At 58.2% G+C, this 16,526-nt stretch carries 9 protein-coding genes; 1 reads left to right on the forward strand and 8 read right to left on the reverse strand.

Annotated features, from left to right (window positions below; genetic code table 11):
- Positions 1-140: 140 nt before the first annotated feature.
- From D5261_RS28285 to D5261_RS28300, 4 genes are all read right to left on the reverse strand, one after another.
- The gene (locus tag D5261_RS28285; protein WP_165864418.1) at positions 141-2,114 is read right to left on the reverse strand and encodes an RICIN domain-containing protein; all 1,974 of its coding nucleotides are present in this window, start codon (positions 2,112-2,114) and stop codon (positions 141-143) included.
- Between the two features lie 285 nt (positions 2,115-2,399).
- The gene (locus D5261_RS28290) at positions 2,400-5,150 is read right to left on the reverse strand and encodes a GH92 family glycosyl hydrolase (RefSeq protein ID WP_119323123.1); all 2,751 of its coding nucleotides are present in this window, start codon (positions 5,148-5,150) and stop codon (positions 2,400-2,402) included.
- Between the two features lie 281 nt (positions 5,151-5,431).
- Complete coding sequence (locus D5261_RS28295) at positions 5,432-6,925, reverse strand: glycoside hydrolase family 76 protein (protein ID WP_165864417.1); 1,494 nt, start codon at positions 6,923-6,925, stop codon at positions 5,432-5,434.
- 73 nt (positions 6,926-6,998) lie between these two features.
- Entirely contained in the window at positions 6,999-9,062 is a 2,064-nt protein-coding gene (locus D5261_RS28300; protein ID WP_119323121.1) for an RICIN domain-containing protein, read from the reverse strand.
- 384 nt (positions 9,063-9,446) lie between these two features.
- On the opposite strand from D5261_RS28300, the gene D5261_RS28305 reads away from it, so the two are divergent.
- A complete protein-coding gene (locus D5261_RS28305) occupies positions 9,447-10,976 on the forward strand; it encodes a family 43 glycosylhydrolase (protein WP_245992609.1) in 1,530 nt (509 codons plus the stop codon).
- A gap of 103 nt (positions 10,977-11,079) precedes the next feature.
- Here D5261_RS28305 and D5261_RS28310 read toward each other — a convergent pair whose 3' ends face one another.
- The 4 genes from D5261_RS28310 to D5261_RS28325 form a co-directional block, all read right to left on the reverse strand.
- Positions 11,080-12,222, reverse strand: coding sequence for an RICIN domain-containing protein (locus tag D5261_RS28310; protein ID WP_119323119.1), 1,143 nt, complete (start codon positions 12,220-12,222; stop codon positions 11,080-11,082).
- 61 nt (positions 12,223-12,283) lie between these two features.
- Positions 12,284-13,825: a glycoside hydrolase family 76 protein gene (locus D5261_RS28315; RefSeq protein ID WP_119323118.1), complete on the reverse strand. Its 1,542-nt coding sequence runs from the start codon at positions 13,823-13,825 to the stop codon at positions 12,284-12,286.
- Between the two features lie 92 nt (positions 13,826-13,917).
- On the reverse strand, positions 13,918-15,459 hold the full coding sequence (locus tag D5261_RS28320; RefSeq protein ID WP_165864416.1) for a glycoside hydrolase family 76 protein: 1,542 nt from the start codon (positions 15,457-15,459) through the stop codon (positions 13,918-13,920).
- A 558-nt stretch (positions 15,460-16,017) separates the two neighbouring features.
- Entirely contained in the window at positions 16,018-16,509 is a 492-nt protein-coding gene (locus tag D5261_RS28325; protein ID WP_218025684.1) for a TrmO family methyltransferase domain-containing protein, read from the reverse strand.
- Positions 16,510-16,526: the final 17 nt, after the last annotated feature.

Genomic DNA, 16,526 nt, shown 5'->3' on the forward strand with positions numbered 1-16,526 from the left:
GGCTCCATAAACGTATGAGGCCGAACAAGTACTGGCGCCAACTCGAACAGATCGTTCCCAGGCGGCGTTTGTTTTTTACTGCCCTCGCCCCTGCGGGGATTTGTGATTGCAGCAGCGCGAGCGGAGATTCGGCGCGACGCCTATCGCTGGATCAAATTGAACTTCTGATTGGATCCGCCATTCGTGATCCACTGGTCGAATTGGGCGCCTTGCGTCGCCCCGCCCGGGTTGTCCAGCACCAGGCCGCTATTGAGATTGTAGAACGTAAATGATCCATCGCTGTTCAGCGCCGGGAACCACTGGTCGTTCGTCGCGCCGCCGGCCGGCCACTGGACTGTCGAACCGCCGTTGAAGAACGAAGACGCAGTCACGTTCAGCGCCTGGCCGCTGCTCACGCTCTTGATCCGGTAGTAACCTCGGCTGGTCGGGGTGAAGTTCCAGAGCTGGTTGGAGGCGCCGGAGTACGGCCACTGGATGATGGAGGCGCCGTTCGCCGTGGAGTTTCCATTCACGTCCAGCGCCTGCCCGCTGGAGACGCTTTGGATCTCATAGTTGCCGGGGAAGCTGACCACGGGGACGAACTTCCAAAGTTGATTCGCGGCGCCCGCGCCGCCCGAAGGCCACTGCACGATCTGCGTTCCATTGGCCGTTCCGCCGCCGGCGTCGTCGAGCACCAGACCGCTGTTGACATTCTTGATGTCATACCAGCCGTTGCCCTCCGGGACAAAGTCGAACTGCTGGCTGGCGTCGCTGGTGGAGTATGGCCAGTCCAGCAGCGGCGCGCTGTTGCTCTTGGAGGCGGCGGAGATGGAAGCCGCCATCCCGGTCGCCGCCGAGATAATCGCGGAGTGGCCGCCCGGCGTCGGGATCACCATCCAGTGCTGCGCGCCATCTAGGTAATTGCTCACCGACCATTGATTGATCGGGGCGTTATTGGCCGCGCTGCCGCCGATCAGATCCATCGCCAGCCCGCTGTTTTCGTTGACGATGATCGACTGCGCGGGAACATTGAGTGTCTGCCAGATACCGACCGCGCTCGAAACCGTCAGTGCGGCGGGATTCGAAAGGTTTGTGGGGCTGGTCCAATCGTTCCAGGTGATATTCGAGCTGTTTCGTTCGCCCCACGCCGCGTTGGCGTTGGCGAGCATCCAGGGATAATACTGCGCCCAGAGGTTGTTGTCCGTGCAGACATCGCTCAGTCCCTTGACAAACCAGTAGGCCCACGCATTGCTGGAATCCTCGCCGTTATTGTGCAGAATGGGACCTTCATTGACGATATGGTTGATCGCTAGGATCGCGTCATTGTAATACTGGGCGTTCCCGGTGACCTGGTGGAGGCAGTTGGCGGCTTCGATGAAACACCCGCTGTCGTAGACATTGTCCGAAGTCTGCAAAACGCCGGCGGCGGTGCGGGCGCCGTTCACCTGTCCCGTCGTTTGATCGAAGATGTTGCCGCGCACCCACGCATAGATATTCTCGCTCTTCGTCAGATACGTGGAGTCTTGCGTGGCGGCGTACAGAGCGCATCCGGCGATAATAAACGGATCGTTGCTGAGTGGATTTTTGGTTTGCTTATCGGAATTCTCCCAGATTCCGCCGCCCACCACATTGTCCCATCCCCGGTTATAAGCCATATTCCAATTGTTCGCGGCGGCGGTCAAAAAGGCGCCGTTGCCGGTCGCCTGATAGCCGCGCATGCACGCAATGACCGACCAGCCGATGTCGTCGTTCCACCCGTCCCAGGACCAACTCCCCGGGTTATTCGCCAAAAACGTCGTGACCAAAGCATTGACCTGCTGCTGCTGCGCCGTGGTATGGGTGCGCTCGAAGGCGTCTGCGGCGATCACAATGTCCAGCGCCTGTCCCCAGAGAAACGCCGGAGTGCGGTCGGACAGCGTGTTGGCGTAGTAGGTTTGCCCATTGGACTGCACCAAAAAGTCCGAATTGTAAGCATTGAACGATGCGTCGGCTTCATAGGGCGTATAAGATTGGTTCAACTGGGCGTGCGCGGACGCCCCGGAGAAGACGCACGCCGCCGCAAGCAGCGCAGCCGCCCACCCTTTTCCGGGCCTGGAGTAAGCGTTCTTCATATTGCTTTTCGTATACGTCGTCATACCAGTGATCTCCTTAACTGAATAGCGATGAGTGTGACTAAAACGTGTCATTTATCGACATCTGCACAGCGTTCCAGAGCCCCTATGTATCTCATTGGATATTTTTTCCGATATTGTAAATGCCAGCATCGTGTTATTGGGCGCCATGCCGGCGGCTCTGCGCAGGCATGTACTACGCACGAAGCGGAATGCATTTCCTCTCGATCGCAAGACATGCCTGCGCAGAGCCGCCGGCATGGCACCCAATAACACAACTGCCGAGCAAAAACCTATCTCAATAGCCCCCTATTGCAGATTCCAGAGCTGGTTGTTCCCGCCATTCCAAGTCCACTGGATCAGCGGGGAGCCATTCCCGGTCATATTATCGTCGTCCAGCGCTAAGCTATTGGCTTTGTTCCAAATCTTGTAGCTGCCGCTTGGCTGAATGTCCACCCACCAGCGTTGATTGTCGCCGCCGTTCGCTCCCCATTGAATGATCTGGGTTCCATTCGTCGTGGAGCCGCCGGGAACATCCAGGGATTGGCCGCTGAACTGGTTGACGATATTCCAGGAGGTGTCCGAGTTCTGCGTGAAGGTCCACTTCTGCGCCGAGCCGCCATTCGGCCCCCACTGGATCACGCCGGCTCCCTGAGTGGTGGTGGACCCGTTGTCAATCGCCAGGCCATTCGCATGATTGACAATGAGATGCGTGCCGGCAATTCCCGTCACCGTCATTCCATCCGTGTCGGAAGGCGGTAGGCTCGATGTGCCCCAGCCGGTATTCGCCGAAGCGCCCATGCTGTAGGAGAGCGTTCCGCCATTCACAAAGTTGGCGAAATGAATCCATGACGCATTCGACGATTGCCCATTCACGGACAAGCTCTGGACATAAGGGGCGCTATCACTCGCCCCACTGCCGGTAATGGTGATGGTTCCATGCTGTAGATTGAGTGTGGCCTGCGGAAAGAGCGGGCCATGCAAAACCAGGACATCGCTGCCGGGAATCGCCGGATACATCCCCAGCGCCGCCCAGACATACCAGGAAGATTCCGCCCCAAAGTCGTCGTTGCCGGGATATCCGTTTGAAGACGCATTGAAAAGCTGCGTCATGATCTGCCGGACGGTGCTGGAGGCTTTATAGGGCTGGCCCAGCGAAGTATAGATCCACGGAGTCGCCGCACAGGGTTCATTGCCCATGAACGCGTACTGGCCGTTGCTGGTGTCGCTATCATTGATTTGCGTAAAGAAGTTGTTCAGACGGCTGAGCGCAGTGGACGCACCGCCCATGGAGTTAAACAGTGAACTCAAATTGAATGGAACCGCCCACACATATTGATAGACGTCGCCGTCCGCGAAGGCGGAACCATTATAGGTGGGGAACCCGGACGACCAGGCGCCGTTAGAGTCGCGCATTTGAATATAACCGGTGCTGGAGTTATACAAATTGCGCCAGTTTTGGGCGCGCTGCATGGAGGGCAGATAATCGCCGGTGCTTCCAATCGCATTGGCGAACTGCGCCAGGGCGTAATCGTCAATACAATATTCCAGAGTCATACAGACGGGAGCGTAACCGCCCTGGGTCGGGCCGGAGGGAACGTAGCCGAGGGAAAGAAAACTGCTTTCATTCGGTCGCTCGTAGGTTCCGTTTCTCGCCTGGACATTCGGCGTCAGCGCCGCGCGCTTCATATCCGCCAGCGCGGAAGCGGTGTCAAAGCTTCGGGCGCCAAACGCATACATGTCGCCAATGATGGGGGTGGAGCAATCTCCCAGCATTAACCCGCCATCGCCAAATGTATCCGCCCAGCGCGGCATCGCCCCGCAATCGGCGGCGTCCTGCACCAGAGACTGCGCCATATCGCTGGCGCGCACCGGATCGATCATCGCCAGAAACTGGCATTCATTGCGGTAAATGTCCCACCCGGAATACCATCCATACTGGGTGCGTCCGGAAAGCGTGTGAACACTGCCGTCAAACCCCATGTATTGACCATTGACATCGCTGACCACGTTGGGCGCCAGCAAGGTGCGATACATCATCGTGTAAAACGTTTGCGTATCGGCGGCGGAACCGCCGCTCACTTGAATCTCATTCAGGTAGGCGTTCCAGGCGTTATTGGCCGCAGTCACTTCAGCGTTAAAACCGTTGTTGTTAAACGAGGAACCCGGACTTTCCGCCGCCAGATTGGCCCTGGCGTTCGCGACGCTGACGCTGGAAAGCGCCGTATGCGCCAGCACTACCCCGCCGCCGGACAGATTAAAACTGAACGCCGCGCCGGAAGAAGCGCCCGTAGTGGTCTGCCCGTTGGCGTAGTAGGTGGAGCCGTTCCATACTCCGTAGGAGGAAAACGAGTGATCAAAAACCACATCGAAATACATAATCCCCGGAGCCGTGCCGCACATGCCGGACATTTGTGTCCAGCCGCTAATTTCATTTCCGCCAGGATTGATCTGAATGGAGGCGTTGATCGTTCCATTCGTATCCCCGCCCAAATTGATTAGCATGCTGGCGGTATTGCCGGACGGATAGGTGAATCGGCCAAATCCCGTTCGAGTCGTCGCGGTCAACTCTGTCGTGATCCCGTTAAACTGCATCGAGTAGTAACCGGGATTGGCGTGCTGGCTGCCCCCGGTAATGTTGGCGAAATAGCTGGTGTTCAAATGGCTGTAATTGCTGCTGCTATACGGCGAGCTGTTCACCGTTCCCAGAATCGGCATGAAGCTAAAATCGGAGCCGTAATTGCAGCCGCCGCCGCTGCCATGGGTCAGGCTGAAGCCATGGACTTGAGTATCGGAATACTGATAGCCGCTGGGATTTTGGGAGGTATCCGGGCTCCACTGCACCATGCCAAACGGCGCCACGGCGCCCGGATAAAGAAACGCAGCGTTGCCGCCGCCGGCTGTGCCGCAGAACGGGTTCACATATTGTGTCAAATTTTGCAGAGTATACGCCTGAAGCGGCGCGCAAAACCCAAGGATCACTCCCGCAATTACGGTGAACATGAAACACTTCAGACAGCGGACAGAGGGATTAACCAGTTTGCTCAGTAGTCGGTTCATCGAAATTTCCTTTCAGCGAGTCATTACCGTTCTCAGTTTCACTAAATAGCGATTAAAGCAACAAAACCATTGATATCACTTAGTGCTAACGTCTTCGTTGCAATACTGACATTATAGAATGGAAGGAATGACTGGTCAATCTGGCAACTGTGATTTGAAGTATCATTTTGTGATTTCTCTTCTGAGCTAGCCCAGAAGAGAAATCGAGGGGTGCGTGAGAGGGTTATGGAAGCGGAGGGCGGAAGCCTTGCCCTGGTTCCCCAGAATGGGGCGGATCGACTTTACCGAAGGAGCCAACGCTGCTGATTTCCGCCATTCCAATCCCACAGAACGATCTTGTATCCATCTGCGGTCGAGCTGGAATTATCCAGGGATTTGCTGTTGGCCTTGCTCCAGATCTTAAAGGAGCCGTCGGACTGCCCGTCCACCCACCAGCGTTGATTGTTGTTGCTGCTGTCGGCGGGCCACTGGATGAGTTGCGTTCCGTTCGTTGTGGAGCCGCCGGTATCCAGGCCCTGGGTGCTGTACGCGTTGACGATGTTCCAGGAGGTGTCCGAGTTTTGAGTGAACTCCCAGGTCTGCCATGGCTGGCCGCCCTTGCCCCATTGGATGATTCCGGCGTTATTGGCCAAACTGCCGCCGTTCTCCATCGCCTTGTTGCTCAGCTTGTTCACGACCACATGGGAGCCGGTCAGAGGATTGATCTGAGTCACGAGCTGGACCACCACCGCGCTGAGGGCGTTCATGGCGTACGTCTCGCCGCCAGGGGTATTTTGCAGCCAGTTGTTATCCGTGAGGTTTAGGTCGGTGCGTCGATGGTTCCACGCGGCGGCCGCTTGATTATTCAGCCAGCCGCTGTATGTACCCCAGAGGTTGTTTTCACGCGCGAATCGGCTCAAGCCGCGCACGAACTGGTCCGCCCAAGATCCATCCGTGCCATTGTGATAGAGAGTCGGTGTGGAGTTGACGATAAAATCGGCCGCGAGTTTCGCGTCGTTATAATACTGCTGGTTCCCCGTGGCTTTGTAGAGAGCGTTTGCCGCAAGGATAAAGGCCCCGCTGTTATAAACGTTTTGGGAAGGCTGAAGGGCGCCGGTGTTGTCCACCCCTTCGTTCACCTGTCCCGTGGAAGTATTGAAGACATGGCTTCGCATCCAGGGATAGATTTGCTGCGTGCACTTGTTCAGGTAGGTGGCGTCGCCCGTGGCTTGATAGAGCATGCAGCCGGTGATGATCAAGGGATCGTTGCTCAGGGCGCACTTGCTGAACTTGTCCTGGTTCTCCCAGACGCCTCCACCCAGGGCGCCGTCCCACGCACGGTTCCAAACCATGTTCCAGTTATTGGCGGCCACATCGCGATAAGTGGTGTTGCCGGTGAGCTTGTAAGCGCGAATCGCCGCGATGATTCCCCATTCCACGTCATCGTTCCAGCCGTCCCACGACCAACTGGTGGTATCCTGATTGATCTGAGAATTTTCCAGATCAATAATGAGTTGTTTGTTGGCCGGCGTTGGAGAACGATCGTAAGCATCCTCCACCATGGTGATCATGTAACATTGGCCCCAGAAGAACGCCTTGTCGCGTTTGTTCAAGCCATCGACGAAATAAGTCTGCCCGCCGGATCGCACCAGGTAGGCGGAGAGGAAGCTGTTGAAGGCGGCGTCGGCGTTGGCGGCGTTTTGGGCGTGGACCGCTGGCGCGGAGAGAAGGGCCGCCGCGGCGAGCAGCGTCGCCGCCAAGCCCTTCAGTGGGCCGGCGATCGTTCTTGTTCTCATTGACATTGTTTTTTCTCTTTCCTGGCGATGGTGTAGTCAGTCAGTCGTTCGATTCCGAGTTGGATAGAAAGATCTATCTTGCGATCAAGTTGAACTTTTGATTGGAGCCGTTATTGGTGATCCACTGATCGAACTGCGCGCCCTGCGTCGAGCCGCCAGGATTATCCAGCGTCAGGCCGCTGTTCAGGTTATAGAACGTGTACGTCCCGTCGCTGTTGAGCGACGGAAGCCATTCGTCGTTCGTCCCGCCGCCGGCCGGCCACTGCACCGTCTTCGCGCCGTTGGTAAACAAGCCCCCCGCCACATTCAGCGCCTGACCGCTGTTGACGTTGATGATCCGGTAGTAGCCCCGGCTGGTCGGCGTGAACGTCCAGAGCTGGCTCGTCCCGCCGCCGTATGGCAATTGCACGATCGGCGCGGAGTTGGCGGTGGAGCTTCCCGACACGTCGAGCACCTGACTGCTCGACACGCTCTGGATCTCATATCGACCGGGGAAGCTGACCACTGACTGGAGCTTCCACAGTTGGTTGGCCGCGCCGGCGCCCCCGGATGTCCACTGAATGATCTGGCCGCCATTGGCCGTGCTGCCGCCTGAGACATCGAGCACCAGTCCGCTGTTGACGTTCTTGATGTTGTACCAGCCACTGCCCATGGAGACCAGGTCGAACTGCTGACTGGCGTCGCCGGTCGAGTAGGGCCAGTCCACCAGCTGCGCCCCGTTGGTCTTGGACGCGGCCGAAATGGTGGCGGCCATGCCGGTGACCGACGAGATCAGCGCATAGTGACCGTTGGGGGTGGGAATGACCATCCAGTGCTGCGCGCCGTCCAGGTAATTGCTGACGGACCACTGGTTGATCGGCGCGTTGTTGGCCGTGTTGCCGCTGATCAGGTCCATCGACAGGCTGCTGTTCTTATTGATGATTAGGGACTGCTGCGGAACGTCGAGCAGCTGCCATATGCCCGCCCCGCTCGACATCTCCATGGCGTCGCTGGGAGGAGAGTTCGGGGTGGTGGGCGCCGTCCACTGGTTCCAGGTCACGTTTAGGCTGCATCGCTCCTGCCACGCCTGGTTGGCGTTCGCCAGCAGATAGGGATAGTAAGTGGCCCACAGGTGGTTGTCCGTGGCGAAGTCGCTCAGCCCCTTGACGAACAAGTACGCATACTGCGCGCCGCCGCTTTCGCTCCCGTCGCTCAGGATCGGCTCGACGCTCATTCGGTGACTGATGTCCAGGACCGCGTCGTTGTAGTACATGGAGTTCCCGGTGATATGATAGAGAGCGTTCGCCGCGATTAGGAACGACCCGCTGTTGTACGCATGGTCGCCGTTTTCCAGCGAGCCGTCCGCGGTATGTTGCCCCTGGCTAAACGAGCCGGGAGCGCCCACGGCGTTGTTGGAGTTGGTCGGGTTGAAGAGATGGGTGCGCACCCAGGCATAGATGTTCTCGGCCTTCGTCAGATACGTGCTGTCGCCGGTGATCTCATAGAGCCAGACGCCTTCCCAGGCGATGTTATCGTTGCTCAGGCACTCTTTGTCGCCTTTCGTGTCCATGAGCTCGTAGATACCGCCCCCGAGCGCGTTGTCCCAGCCCCGGTTGTAGACGGTGTTCCAGTTTTGAATGGCGATGTTCAAATAGGTGGTGTTGCCGGTGATCTTGTATCCGCGCAGGTAGGCGTTGACCATCCAGCCCAGGTCGTCGTTCCAGCCGTCGCCGGACCAGTCCGTGCCGGAAGAGGTTTCAAAGGTGTTGAGCAGATTGCTGACCAGCGCCAGCGCGGCCGGCGTTCGGGTGACCTCATAGTTGTCCTCGGCGATGACGATGGTCAGGGCCTGGCCCCAGCCGCCGGTGTCGTCCGCGCCGATGCTGTTGAGCTCGCTGTTATAGAACGTGTTGCCGGTGGCCTGCCACAGGTAGTTCTGGTTGAAGGCGTTGTACGACGCCGCAGCCTCGTAGGGGGTGACGGACTGGTTCAGCTGCGCGTAAGCCGTCGATGGAGCAAACGCGGCGGCCGCGCCAAGGAGCGTGATTGATAGGCCAACCAGGGGTTTCGCGTGGGGCACCGTCGGGGCTGTATCGAATTTGGCGGGCTTCCTCAGACCGGCAAATTCGAGGATCTTGCTGAGCGTGTTCGTCGCCATAACGACATTCTCCTTTTTGTATTGCAATGATTACTATTACCACTTATGATATGGCGCTCAATTGCGCCTTTCGTCCTCCTTTGCACTAATAATCTCAAAGGCACCATAATTGTATCACGGAATGGGTCCAGTGTCAATGTATTAATGGCTCCATTTCTCAACATTGTTATGCGATGGGACCAATATCTTGGTAACAGCTTTGATAGTATCAGCCTAAAATTATTGACTATGGTCCCATTATATGTTAGAATTAGCTTACCTCAGAGAGCAAAGCCGCCAGAAGTCATCGGAGCAGCAGAGCGTCTGCATCCCCCGCGAAGAACGCCGTCAGGTCAAGCAAATGCCGCCCGGCGTTCAGGAAAGTGAGCGACCTATTTGAACGATGTGAAATTATCGCGCCGCGCGCTGCTGCAATTGGCGGCGGGAGCGTCAACGACGATGCTGGCGAGCCGTTTGCCTGCGGCATGGGGACGCGCCCCGCGTGAGCGGAAAGCCGCTCAATTTCAGAACCCGCTGTTCGCCGGCGACTACGCGGACCCCACGATCCTGCGCGTCGGCGAGGATTTCTATTTTACCAATACGTGCTATCGCTATGCGCCGGGCTTGGTGGTCTGGCGCTCGCGCGATCTGGTGAACTGGACCCCGATTTCTAAAGTGCTTAATCACTCCTACGAAAGGGCGGAGGTGTGGGCGCCGGATCTTGTCGAACACAAGGGACACTACTATATCTATTTCCCAATGGGGGGCATTTTTGTCGTCCATGCGGAGCATCCGAGCGGACCGTGGAGCGAGCCGATCGAACTGAAGGTCGACGACATCGATCCGGGCCACGTTGTCGGGCCGGACGGGACGCGCTACCTGTACACGGCCGGCGGCCACATGGTTGAGCTGAGCGCCGACGGCCTGTCTGCGGTCGGGGAAAAAAAGCAGGTTTATCAAGGCTGGCAGTTCCCGGCGGACTGGAAGACCGAAGGCTTCTGGCTGGAGAGCCCCAAGCTGACCCGGCGCGGCGACTTCTACTACCTGATTTGCGCCGAGGGCGGCACCAGCGGACCGCCCACTAGCCACATGTCCGTCGTGGCCCGCTCCCGCTCGCCGCTGGGCCCATGGGAGAACTCGCCCCACAATCCGCTCATCCACACGTACAGCGAGGATGAGACCTGGTGGTCGGTCGGACACGGAACGCTCGTCGACACGCCCGACGGCCGCTGGTACTTCGTTTACCACGGCTACCGCAACGGCTTTAAGTCGCTGGGCCGTCATACATTGCTGGAGCCGATCGAATGGACCGACGACGGCTGGCCGCGGGCGCCGCTGGGCGCGCGGCGCGACCAGCCAATGCCCGCGCCGATGGGCGTCGCCCAGAAACCGATGATCCCGCTGTCCGACGATTTCCGCGCGCCGACGCTCCAGCCGACCTGGGGAGCCTGGAGCGAAGCCGACATGAGCCGTTTCCAAACGGGCCATGGCGCGCTCACGGTGCGGGCCAAGGGAGACACGCCCGGCCACAGTTCTCCGCTCGCCGTGATGGCGCGCGACGTCAGTTACGAAGTGCAAGTCGTGGCGTCGCCGAAGGGCGGCTGCGGCGCGGCGCTGGGGCTGTTTTACAACCCCGACCACTGGCTGTTCGCCGAACTGGGCAGCGGTCGTCTGCGCGCTTACGGCCCCAAGGAAACACTGGCGGATCGCGATTGGACAGCGCGCGCGGCGCACCTGAAGATCGTGAACAGTCGCAACCGCGTCGAGATCTTGGCCAGCGGCGACGGGCGTCAATGGCAAAGTCTGGTCAAGGATTTCGACGCAAGTGGCTTCAACACCAATACGCTGGGGGGATTTCAGGCGCTGCGCATCGCGCTTGCCGCGAGCGCTACGGATGAAGCGCGTTTCACCGATTTCCGTTACCGCGCTTTGTAAATTCCGGCAATGCAGCTCGGCGCGCGGCGTCTTCCACTTTCAGGCACAAATCAGCCCCGCAAGCGAGTACTCGCTTGCGGGGCTGATTTGTGCCTGAAGGCTGTTATCTTCCGATCACATTGAAGCGTTGGTTGGACTGACCGCCGTTCCATCCCCATTGGTCGAACTGCCCGGCCTGGGTCGTTCCGCTGGGATTGTCTAGAACGGAGCCGCTGTTGCGGTTGTAGAAGATATAGGAGCCGTCGCTCTGACGCACCGGCTGCCACTGGTCGTTCCCCTGGTTGCCGAACTGCCACTGCACGATCTTCGCTCCGTTCGCCGTCGAAGCGCCGGCCACGTTCAGATCGAGAGCGCTTCCGGCGTTCTTGATCTGGTAGTAGCCATTGCTCGTCGGAATGAAGTTCCACAACTGATTCGAAGTGCCCTGGTAAGGCCACTGGACGATGGGCGCGTTGTTAGACGTGGAGCCGCCGGAAACGTCCACCACCTGGCCGCTGTATTGGTTTTGAATCTCAAAAACGCCGGCGAAGTCGATGTGCGAGACCCAGCCATTGGCGATGACTTGCCGGATACCGGCGTCCCAATTGTCGGCCATCTTCTGATAACCGCCGTCATTGGGATGCAGGCCGTCGTTCAGGTCACCCAGGTTGAGCGAGCTCATGCTGACCGTGTAGACATGCTTGCCCGCATTCACGCGCGCCTGCACGATGCCGGGGATCTGGCTGTTGAAGTTGTTAATGTCGGTTTGGACCCAGCCAGTCGAATTACAGATCAGCTGCGCGACCAGAATGGTGACGCCAGGGTCGGCGGCGAGGATCTGATCGATCAGCGAAGCCAATCGGTTCGGAGCGGTGGAGACCTGGTAGTTTTGGCCCAGGTCGTTGGTGCCGATGTGCAGCAATACAACATTCGGCTGGTAAAGAGCCAGTTCCCCGTTGATCAAGCCGGCGATCTGATCGATCCGATCGCCAAAGTACCCTTCGTTATCGGGATCGAACATCACGCCGCTGCGCTGCGAACCCACGAAGTCCAGCGCGTCGCCCTGATTGATCAGCTCGGTCCACAATGGTCCGCGATAACCATTGCCGGTGGAGCTTCGGTAGCCGGCGGTGATTGAGTCTCCGACCGCCATCAATCGTAAACCGGCGCTCTGCGCGTGCGCCGTGGTCCCAGCCGCCATGAGCAGGGAGCCCGCGAGCGCCGCGACGGCGGAAGCGGCAATCGTTTTTCGTTTGGTGAAATGCATGTTCGTCTCCTCATTCAAAGAGGCCGCCTCCGTCGTCGGGTGGCGGCCTCATATCATCGTCCTATTGTAGTTTCCATCGCTGCTGAGGCTGGCCGCTCCAGCCCCATCCAATCAGCGCCTGCCCATTCGTCGTGGTGCTGGAGCTGTCCAGCGCCAAACTGCTCGCCTGGTTCCAGATCTTGTAAGTGCCGTCCGACTGCACGTCCACCCACCATCGCTGGTTGCTGTCGCGGCTCTGCGTCCACTGGATCATCTTCGTGCCGTTCGTGGTATTGCCGCCGGGATCGTCCAGGCCGAGCCAGCTAGACTGGCTGACGATGTTCCACGAAGTGTCCGCGTTCTGCGTGAAGTTCCAGATCTGGGTTTGACCGTAATTGAGGCCCCAGAGACCGACGACACTGTTAGTGGCGGTGAGGCCGAGACTGTCGATCGCCATGTTGTTCAAACCAACGATCGTGTGCCGGCCCCAAATGTTATTCGGCTGCGTGACGGGAGTGTATTGCAGCCACGCCGCCGCGTCGCAGAATCGATTGGTAATGATCGAATTGTCGTTGGGCGTCTGCGTCGTGAAGTCGCTCCAGCAGATGTTGTAGTCCGTGCGGCGATGGCTCATCGCCGCGTTGGCGTTAGCCTGCGCCCAGCTCAGATACGTACCCCACATGCGGTTATCACGGCAAAAGTGACCCAGACCGCGAGCGTACTCGTCCGACCAGGTATTGGTGCCGCCGCCGGTCATCACGCCGCCGTTGTACCAGGTGCTGCCCTTAACATAATCGAGCGCAAGTTTCGCGTCGTTGTAGTATTGGACGTTTCCCGTAATCTGGTAGAGGTAGTTGGCGTAGTCCGCGAACGTCCCCTGGTTATAGACATTCCGGCCGGTATTGACATTGCCGCTGCGGTCGACGCCGTTGTAAACCTGCCCATTGCTGGTGTTGAAAAGGTGACTGCGCACCCACGCGTAAATCTGTGTGGCCCGGTCCAGATACCATTGATCGTGGTTGCCCATGTAGATCAGACAGGCCGCCTTGCCGATGCTGTCATTGGAGAGCGCTTCCTTGTCGATCGTCTGCCCCGCCGGAGTCATGTTGGGCTGCTGCTCCCAGATGCCGCCGCCGTTGTACTGCGTATCCCAGCCGCGCGACCAGACCATATCGACGCAAGCGGTGCGCGCCTGAAGAAGCAGGTTGGAGTCGCCGGTGATTAGATAGCCACGGGCCAGCATGGTTCCAATCCAGCCCTCATCGTCGTTGTAACCATCCCAGGTGTATCCCGGCGGGAACTTCTGCAGGAAGGTGGTGCAAAGCGCTTCGACCAAAGCCTTATGCGCGCTGCTGCCGGTGCGCTCATAAGCGTCCTCGGCCACCATGATATCGATCGCTCCGGTCCAGCCGCCGTCAAAAGTGTTGCCGTTGATCGATGTCTTGTAATAGTTTCCATTCACCAAAAAAGCGTTATTGAAGCCGTTGAACATCGTATCGGCGTCGCCCGAACCGATGGCCGACGCCTGCTGCGGCAGGGCGCAGCAGGCGCCGACGAGCAAAGCGACCAGACCAGTCTGGACCGCGATGCCTTTGAGCGAGAACTTGAGTTTGTTTTGGAACATTTCAATCTCCTGTGAACGAAATCAGGACGCTTGAGAACGCCCTGGGAAAAGGCCGCCTCCCTGGGCGGAAGACGGCCGTGTTGGAAATGACGCTATTGAAGCTTCCATCGCTGCTGGGGTGCGCCGCTCCAGCCCCAGCCAATCAGCGACGCTCCATTCGTCGTGGTGCTGGAGCTGTCCAGCGCCAAACTGCTCTGCTGATTCCAGATCTTGTAAGAACCGTCCGACTGAACATCCACCCACCATCGCTGGTTGCTGTCGCGGCTCTGCGTCCACTGGATCATCTTCGTGCCGTTCGTGGTATTGCCGCCGGGATCGTCCAGGCCGAGCCAGCTAGACTGGCTGACGATGTTCCACGAAGTGTCCGCGTTCTGCGTGAAGTTCCAGATCTGGGTTTGACCGTAATTGAGGCCCCAGAGACCGACGACGCTGTTGGTGGCGGTGAGGCCGAGACTGTCGATCGCCATGTTGTTCAAACCAATTATCGTGTGCCGGCCCCAGATGTTATTCGGCTGTGTGGCGGGGGTGTACTGCATCCACGCCGCGGCGTCGTCAAACCGATTCGTGTTGATCGAGTTGTCGTTAGGCGTCTGCTGGGTGAAGTTGCTCCAGCAGATGTTGTAGTCGGTGCGGCGGTGGCTCATAATGGCGTTCGCGTTGAGCACCATCCAGCTATAATATGTGCCCCACATGCGGTTGTCACGGCAGAAGTGACCCAGACCGCGAGCATACTCGTCCGACCAGGTGTTGGTGCCGCCGCCGGTGATGACGCCGCCGTTATACATGTTGTTCTTGACGTAATCGAGCGCCAGCTTGGCGTCGTTGTAGTATTGGACGTTTCCGGTGATCTGGTAGAGATAATTGGCGTAATCGGCGAACGTCCCCTGGTTATACGCCGTCGCATCGGCAGTGCTTGTATCGACATTGCCGCTGCGGTCGATCCACGAATACACCTGCCCGCTGCTCGTGTTGAAGAGGTTGCTGCGCACCCACGCATAAATCTGTGTGGCGCGGTCCAGATACCATTGATCGTGGTTGCCCATGTAGATCAGGCAGGCCGTTTTGCCCAAGCTGTCGTTGGACAGCGGGGTTTTATTGATCGCTTGGCCCGCCGGGGTCATATTGGGCTGCTGTTCCCAGATTCCGCCGCCGTTGTACTGAGTGTCCCAGCCGCGAGACCACGCCATATCGAAACAGGACGTTCGAGCCTGGGAAAGAAGGTTGGCGTCGCCGGTGATCAGGTAACCGCGCGCCAGCATTGCGCCGATCCATCCAATGTCGTCGTTATAGCCATCCCAGGTGTATCCCGGCGGGAATTTCTGTAGGAAGGTGGTGCAGAGGGTCTCGACGAGCGCTTTGTGCGCGCTGCTGCCGGTGCGCTCGTAGGCGTCCTCGGCCACCATAATGTCCAGGGCTCCGGTCCAACCGCCGTCAAAAGTGCTGCCGTTGATTGATGTCTTGTAATAGTTGCCGTTCACCAAAAAGGCGCTGTTGAAGCCATTGAACACCGTGTCGGCGTCGCCCGATCCAATTGCCGACGCCTGCGGCGTCGCGCCGCAGCCCAGCCCGACAAGCAATGCCAGCAGTCCGGCCTGGGCAGTCGCTCTCGTCATTGAGAGCTTGATTTTCTTCATCGTCGTTATCTCCTCGAGTACTATCTTCGCGGCTCCAAGCAGATCGCTTGTACTGTATGTCGTCATACGGTAAGCCATGGATCTGTATTGCAATTACTGCAATTAAAATATTAACATCAGCCGAAATCTTAGCGGCGCGGTGAACATCCTTTCCTGCTTGATCTTACATCCACTGAATTGCAATTCTATCTATTAAACTATCTGTAACGCGGCAAACGCTGATCCGGAGTTCCTGCAATCGTTACAAATCGCATATTTGCAAAGAACGGGCGGACAAAATAGCCATCCCTGGAAGTTCCTTCGCGGTCGAGCGCATTGCCGCAAAACATCAGCCGAGAGATCGTCACTCAATGATTGCGAATGCACCATAAGTGTATCACAGAATGGATCCATTGTCAACAAGAAAATCAAATACAATCCATGATGGTACCAATCAAAGACAAGATGGATCCTTTCACTCACGAAATCGCTAATTTTACATCTCAAATTGGATATGTTCGGCGAGAAGAAAAGAGGTTCGTCGTCTGGCGCCACAAACACAGAGAATGGCGCCATTGCCTAAGAGGATGGGTTGGAGGAAGGACGGCTGTTTTTCAAGCTCGCCAGCGATGGCTTGATGTCGATGACGGGCGTGCCGGGGAGGGCGTCGAGTCCGCGCACCAGGAGAATATTGTCCGTGACGGAGATGAGATCGACATCGGTGACGCAGATCGGATTGAGGCGGGCGGGGCTGCGGGTGGCGAATAGCCCGGCGTCCTTCTGATCCCAGCCGCGCACGAGGGTCGTGTGCAGCGTCTGTGGCTGATGCGCAATCCAGATCACCGTCAGCCCCGTCTCCTCCGAAAGGTCACGCATAAAGCGCGTCATGCCCGGATGCAGCCAGATCTCCAGCAGGCCGCCGCCCGGGCCATCGACGGCGCTGACGACACCAATCGGCAGCACGGCAAACGCCGGGGGATCTCCGCACAGGCACATCAAACAAACGGGGACGTTATCAACAATCCGAAACGCCCCCTCTTCCAATTCCCGATCGCATTCACGGCATTTCATTGCATCGGATCCTTACG

It is taken from the genome of Capsulimonas corticalis, from assembly GCF_003574315.2.
Classification (GTDB): Bacteria; Armatimonadota; Armatimonadia; order Armatimonadales; family Capsulimonadaceae; genus Capsulimonas; species Capsulimonas corticalis.

Coding starts and splice junctions, on each gene's coding strand:
- D5261_RS28285 (WP_165864418.1), bottom strand. CDS start 2,114: ATGACGACGTATACGAAAAGCAATATGAAGAACGCTTACTCCAGGCCC.
- D5261_RS28290 (WP_119323123.1), bottom strand. CDS start 5,150: ATGAACCGACTACTGAGCAAACTGGTTAATCCCTCTGTCCGCTGTCTG.
- D5261_RS28295 (WP_165864417.1), bottom strand. CDS start 6,925: ATGAGAACAAGAACGATCGCCGGCCCACTGAAGGGCTTGGCGGCGACG.
- D5261_RS28300 (WP_119323121.1), bottom strand. CDS start 9,062: ATGGCGACGAACACGCTCAGCAAGATCCTCGAATTTGCCGGTCTGAGG.
- D5261_RS28310 (WP_119323119.1), bottom strand. CDS start 12,222: ATGCATTTCACCAAACGAAAAACGATTGCCGCTTCCGCCGTCGCGGCG.
- D5261_RS28315 (WP_119323118.1), bottom strand. CDS start 13,825: ATGTTCCAAAACAAACTCAAGTTCTCGCTCAAAGGCATCGCGGTCCAG.
- D5261_RS28320 (WP_165864416.1), bottom strand. CDS start 15,459: ATGAAGAAAATCAAGCTCTCAATGACGAGAGCGACTGCCCAGGCCGGA.
- D5261_RS28325 (WP_218025684.1), bottom strand. CDS start 16,509: ATGAAATGCCGTGAATGCGATCGGGAATTGGAAGAGGGGGCGTTTCGG.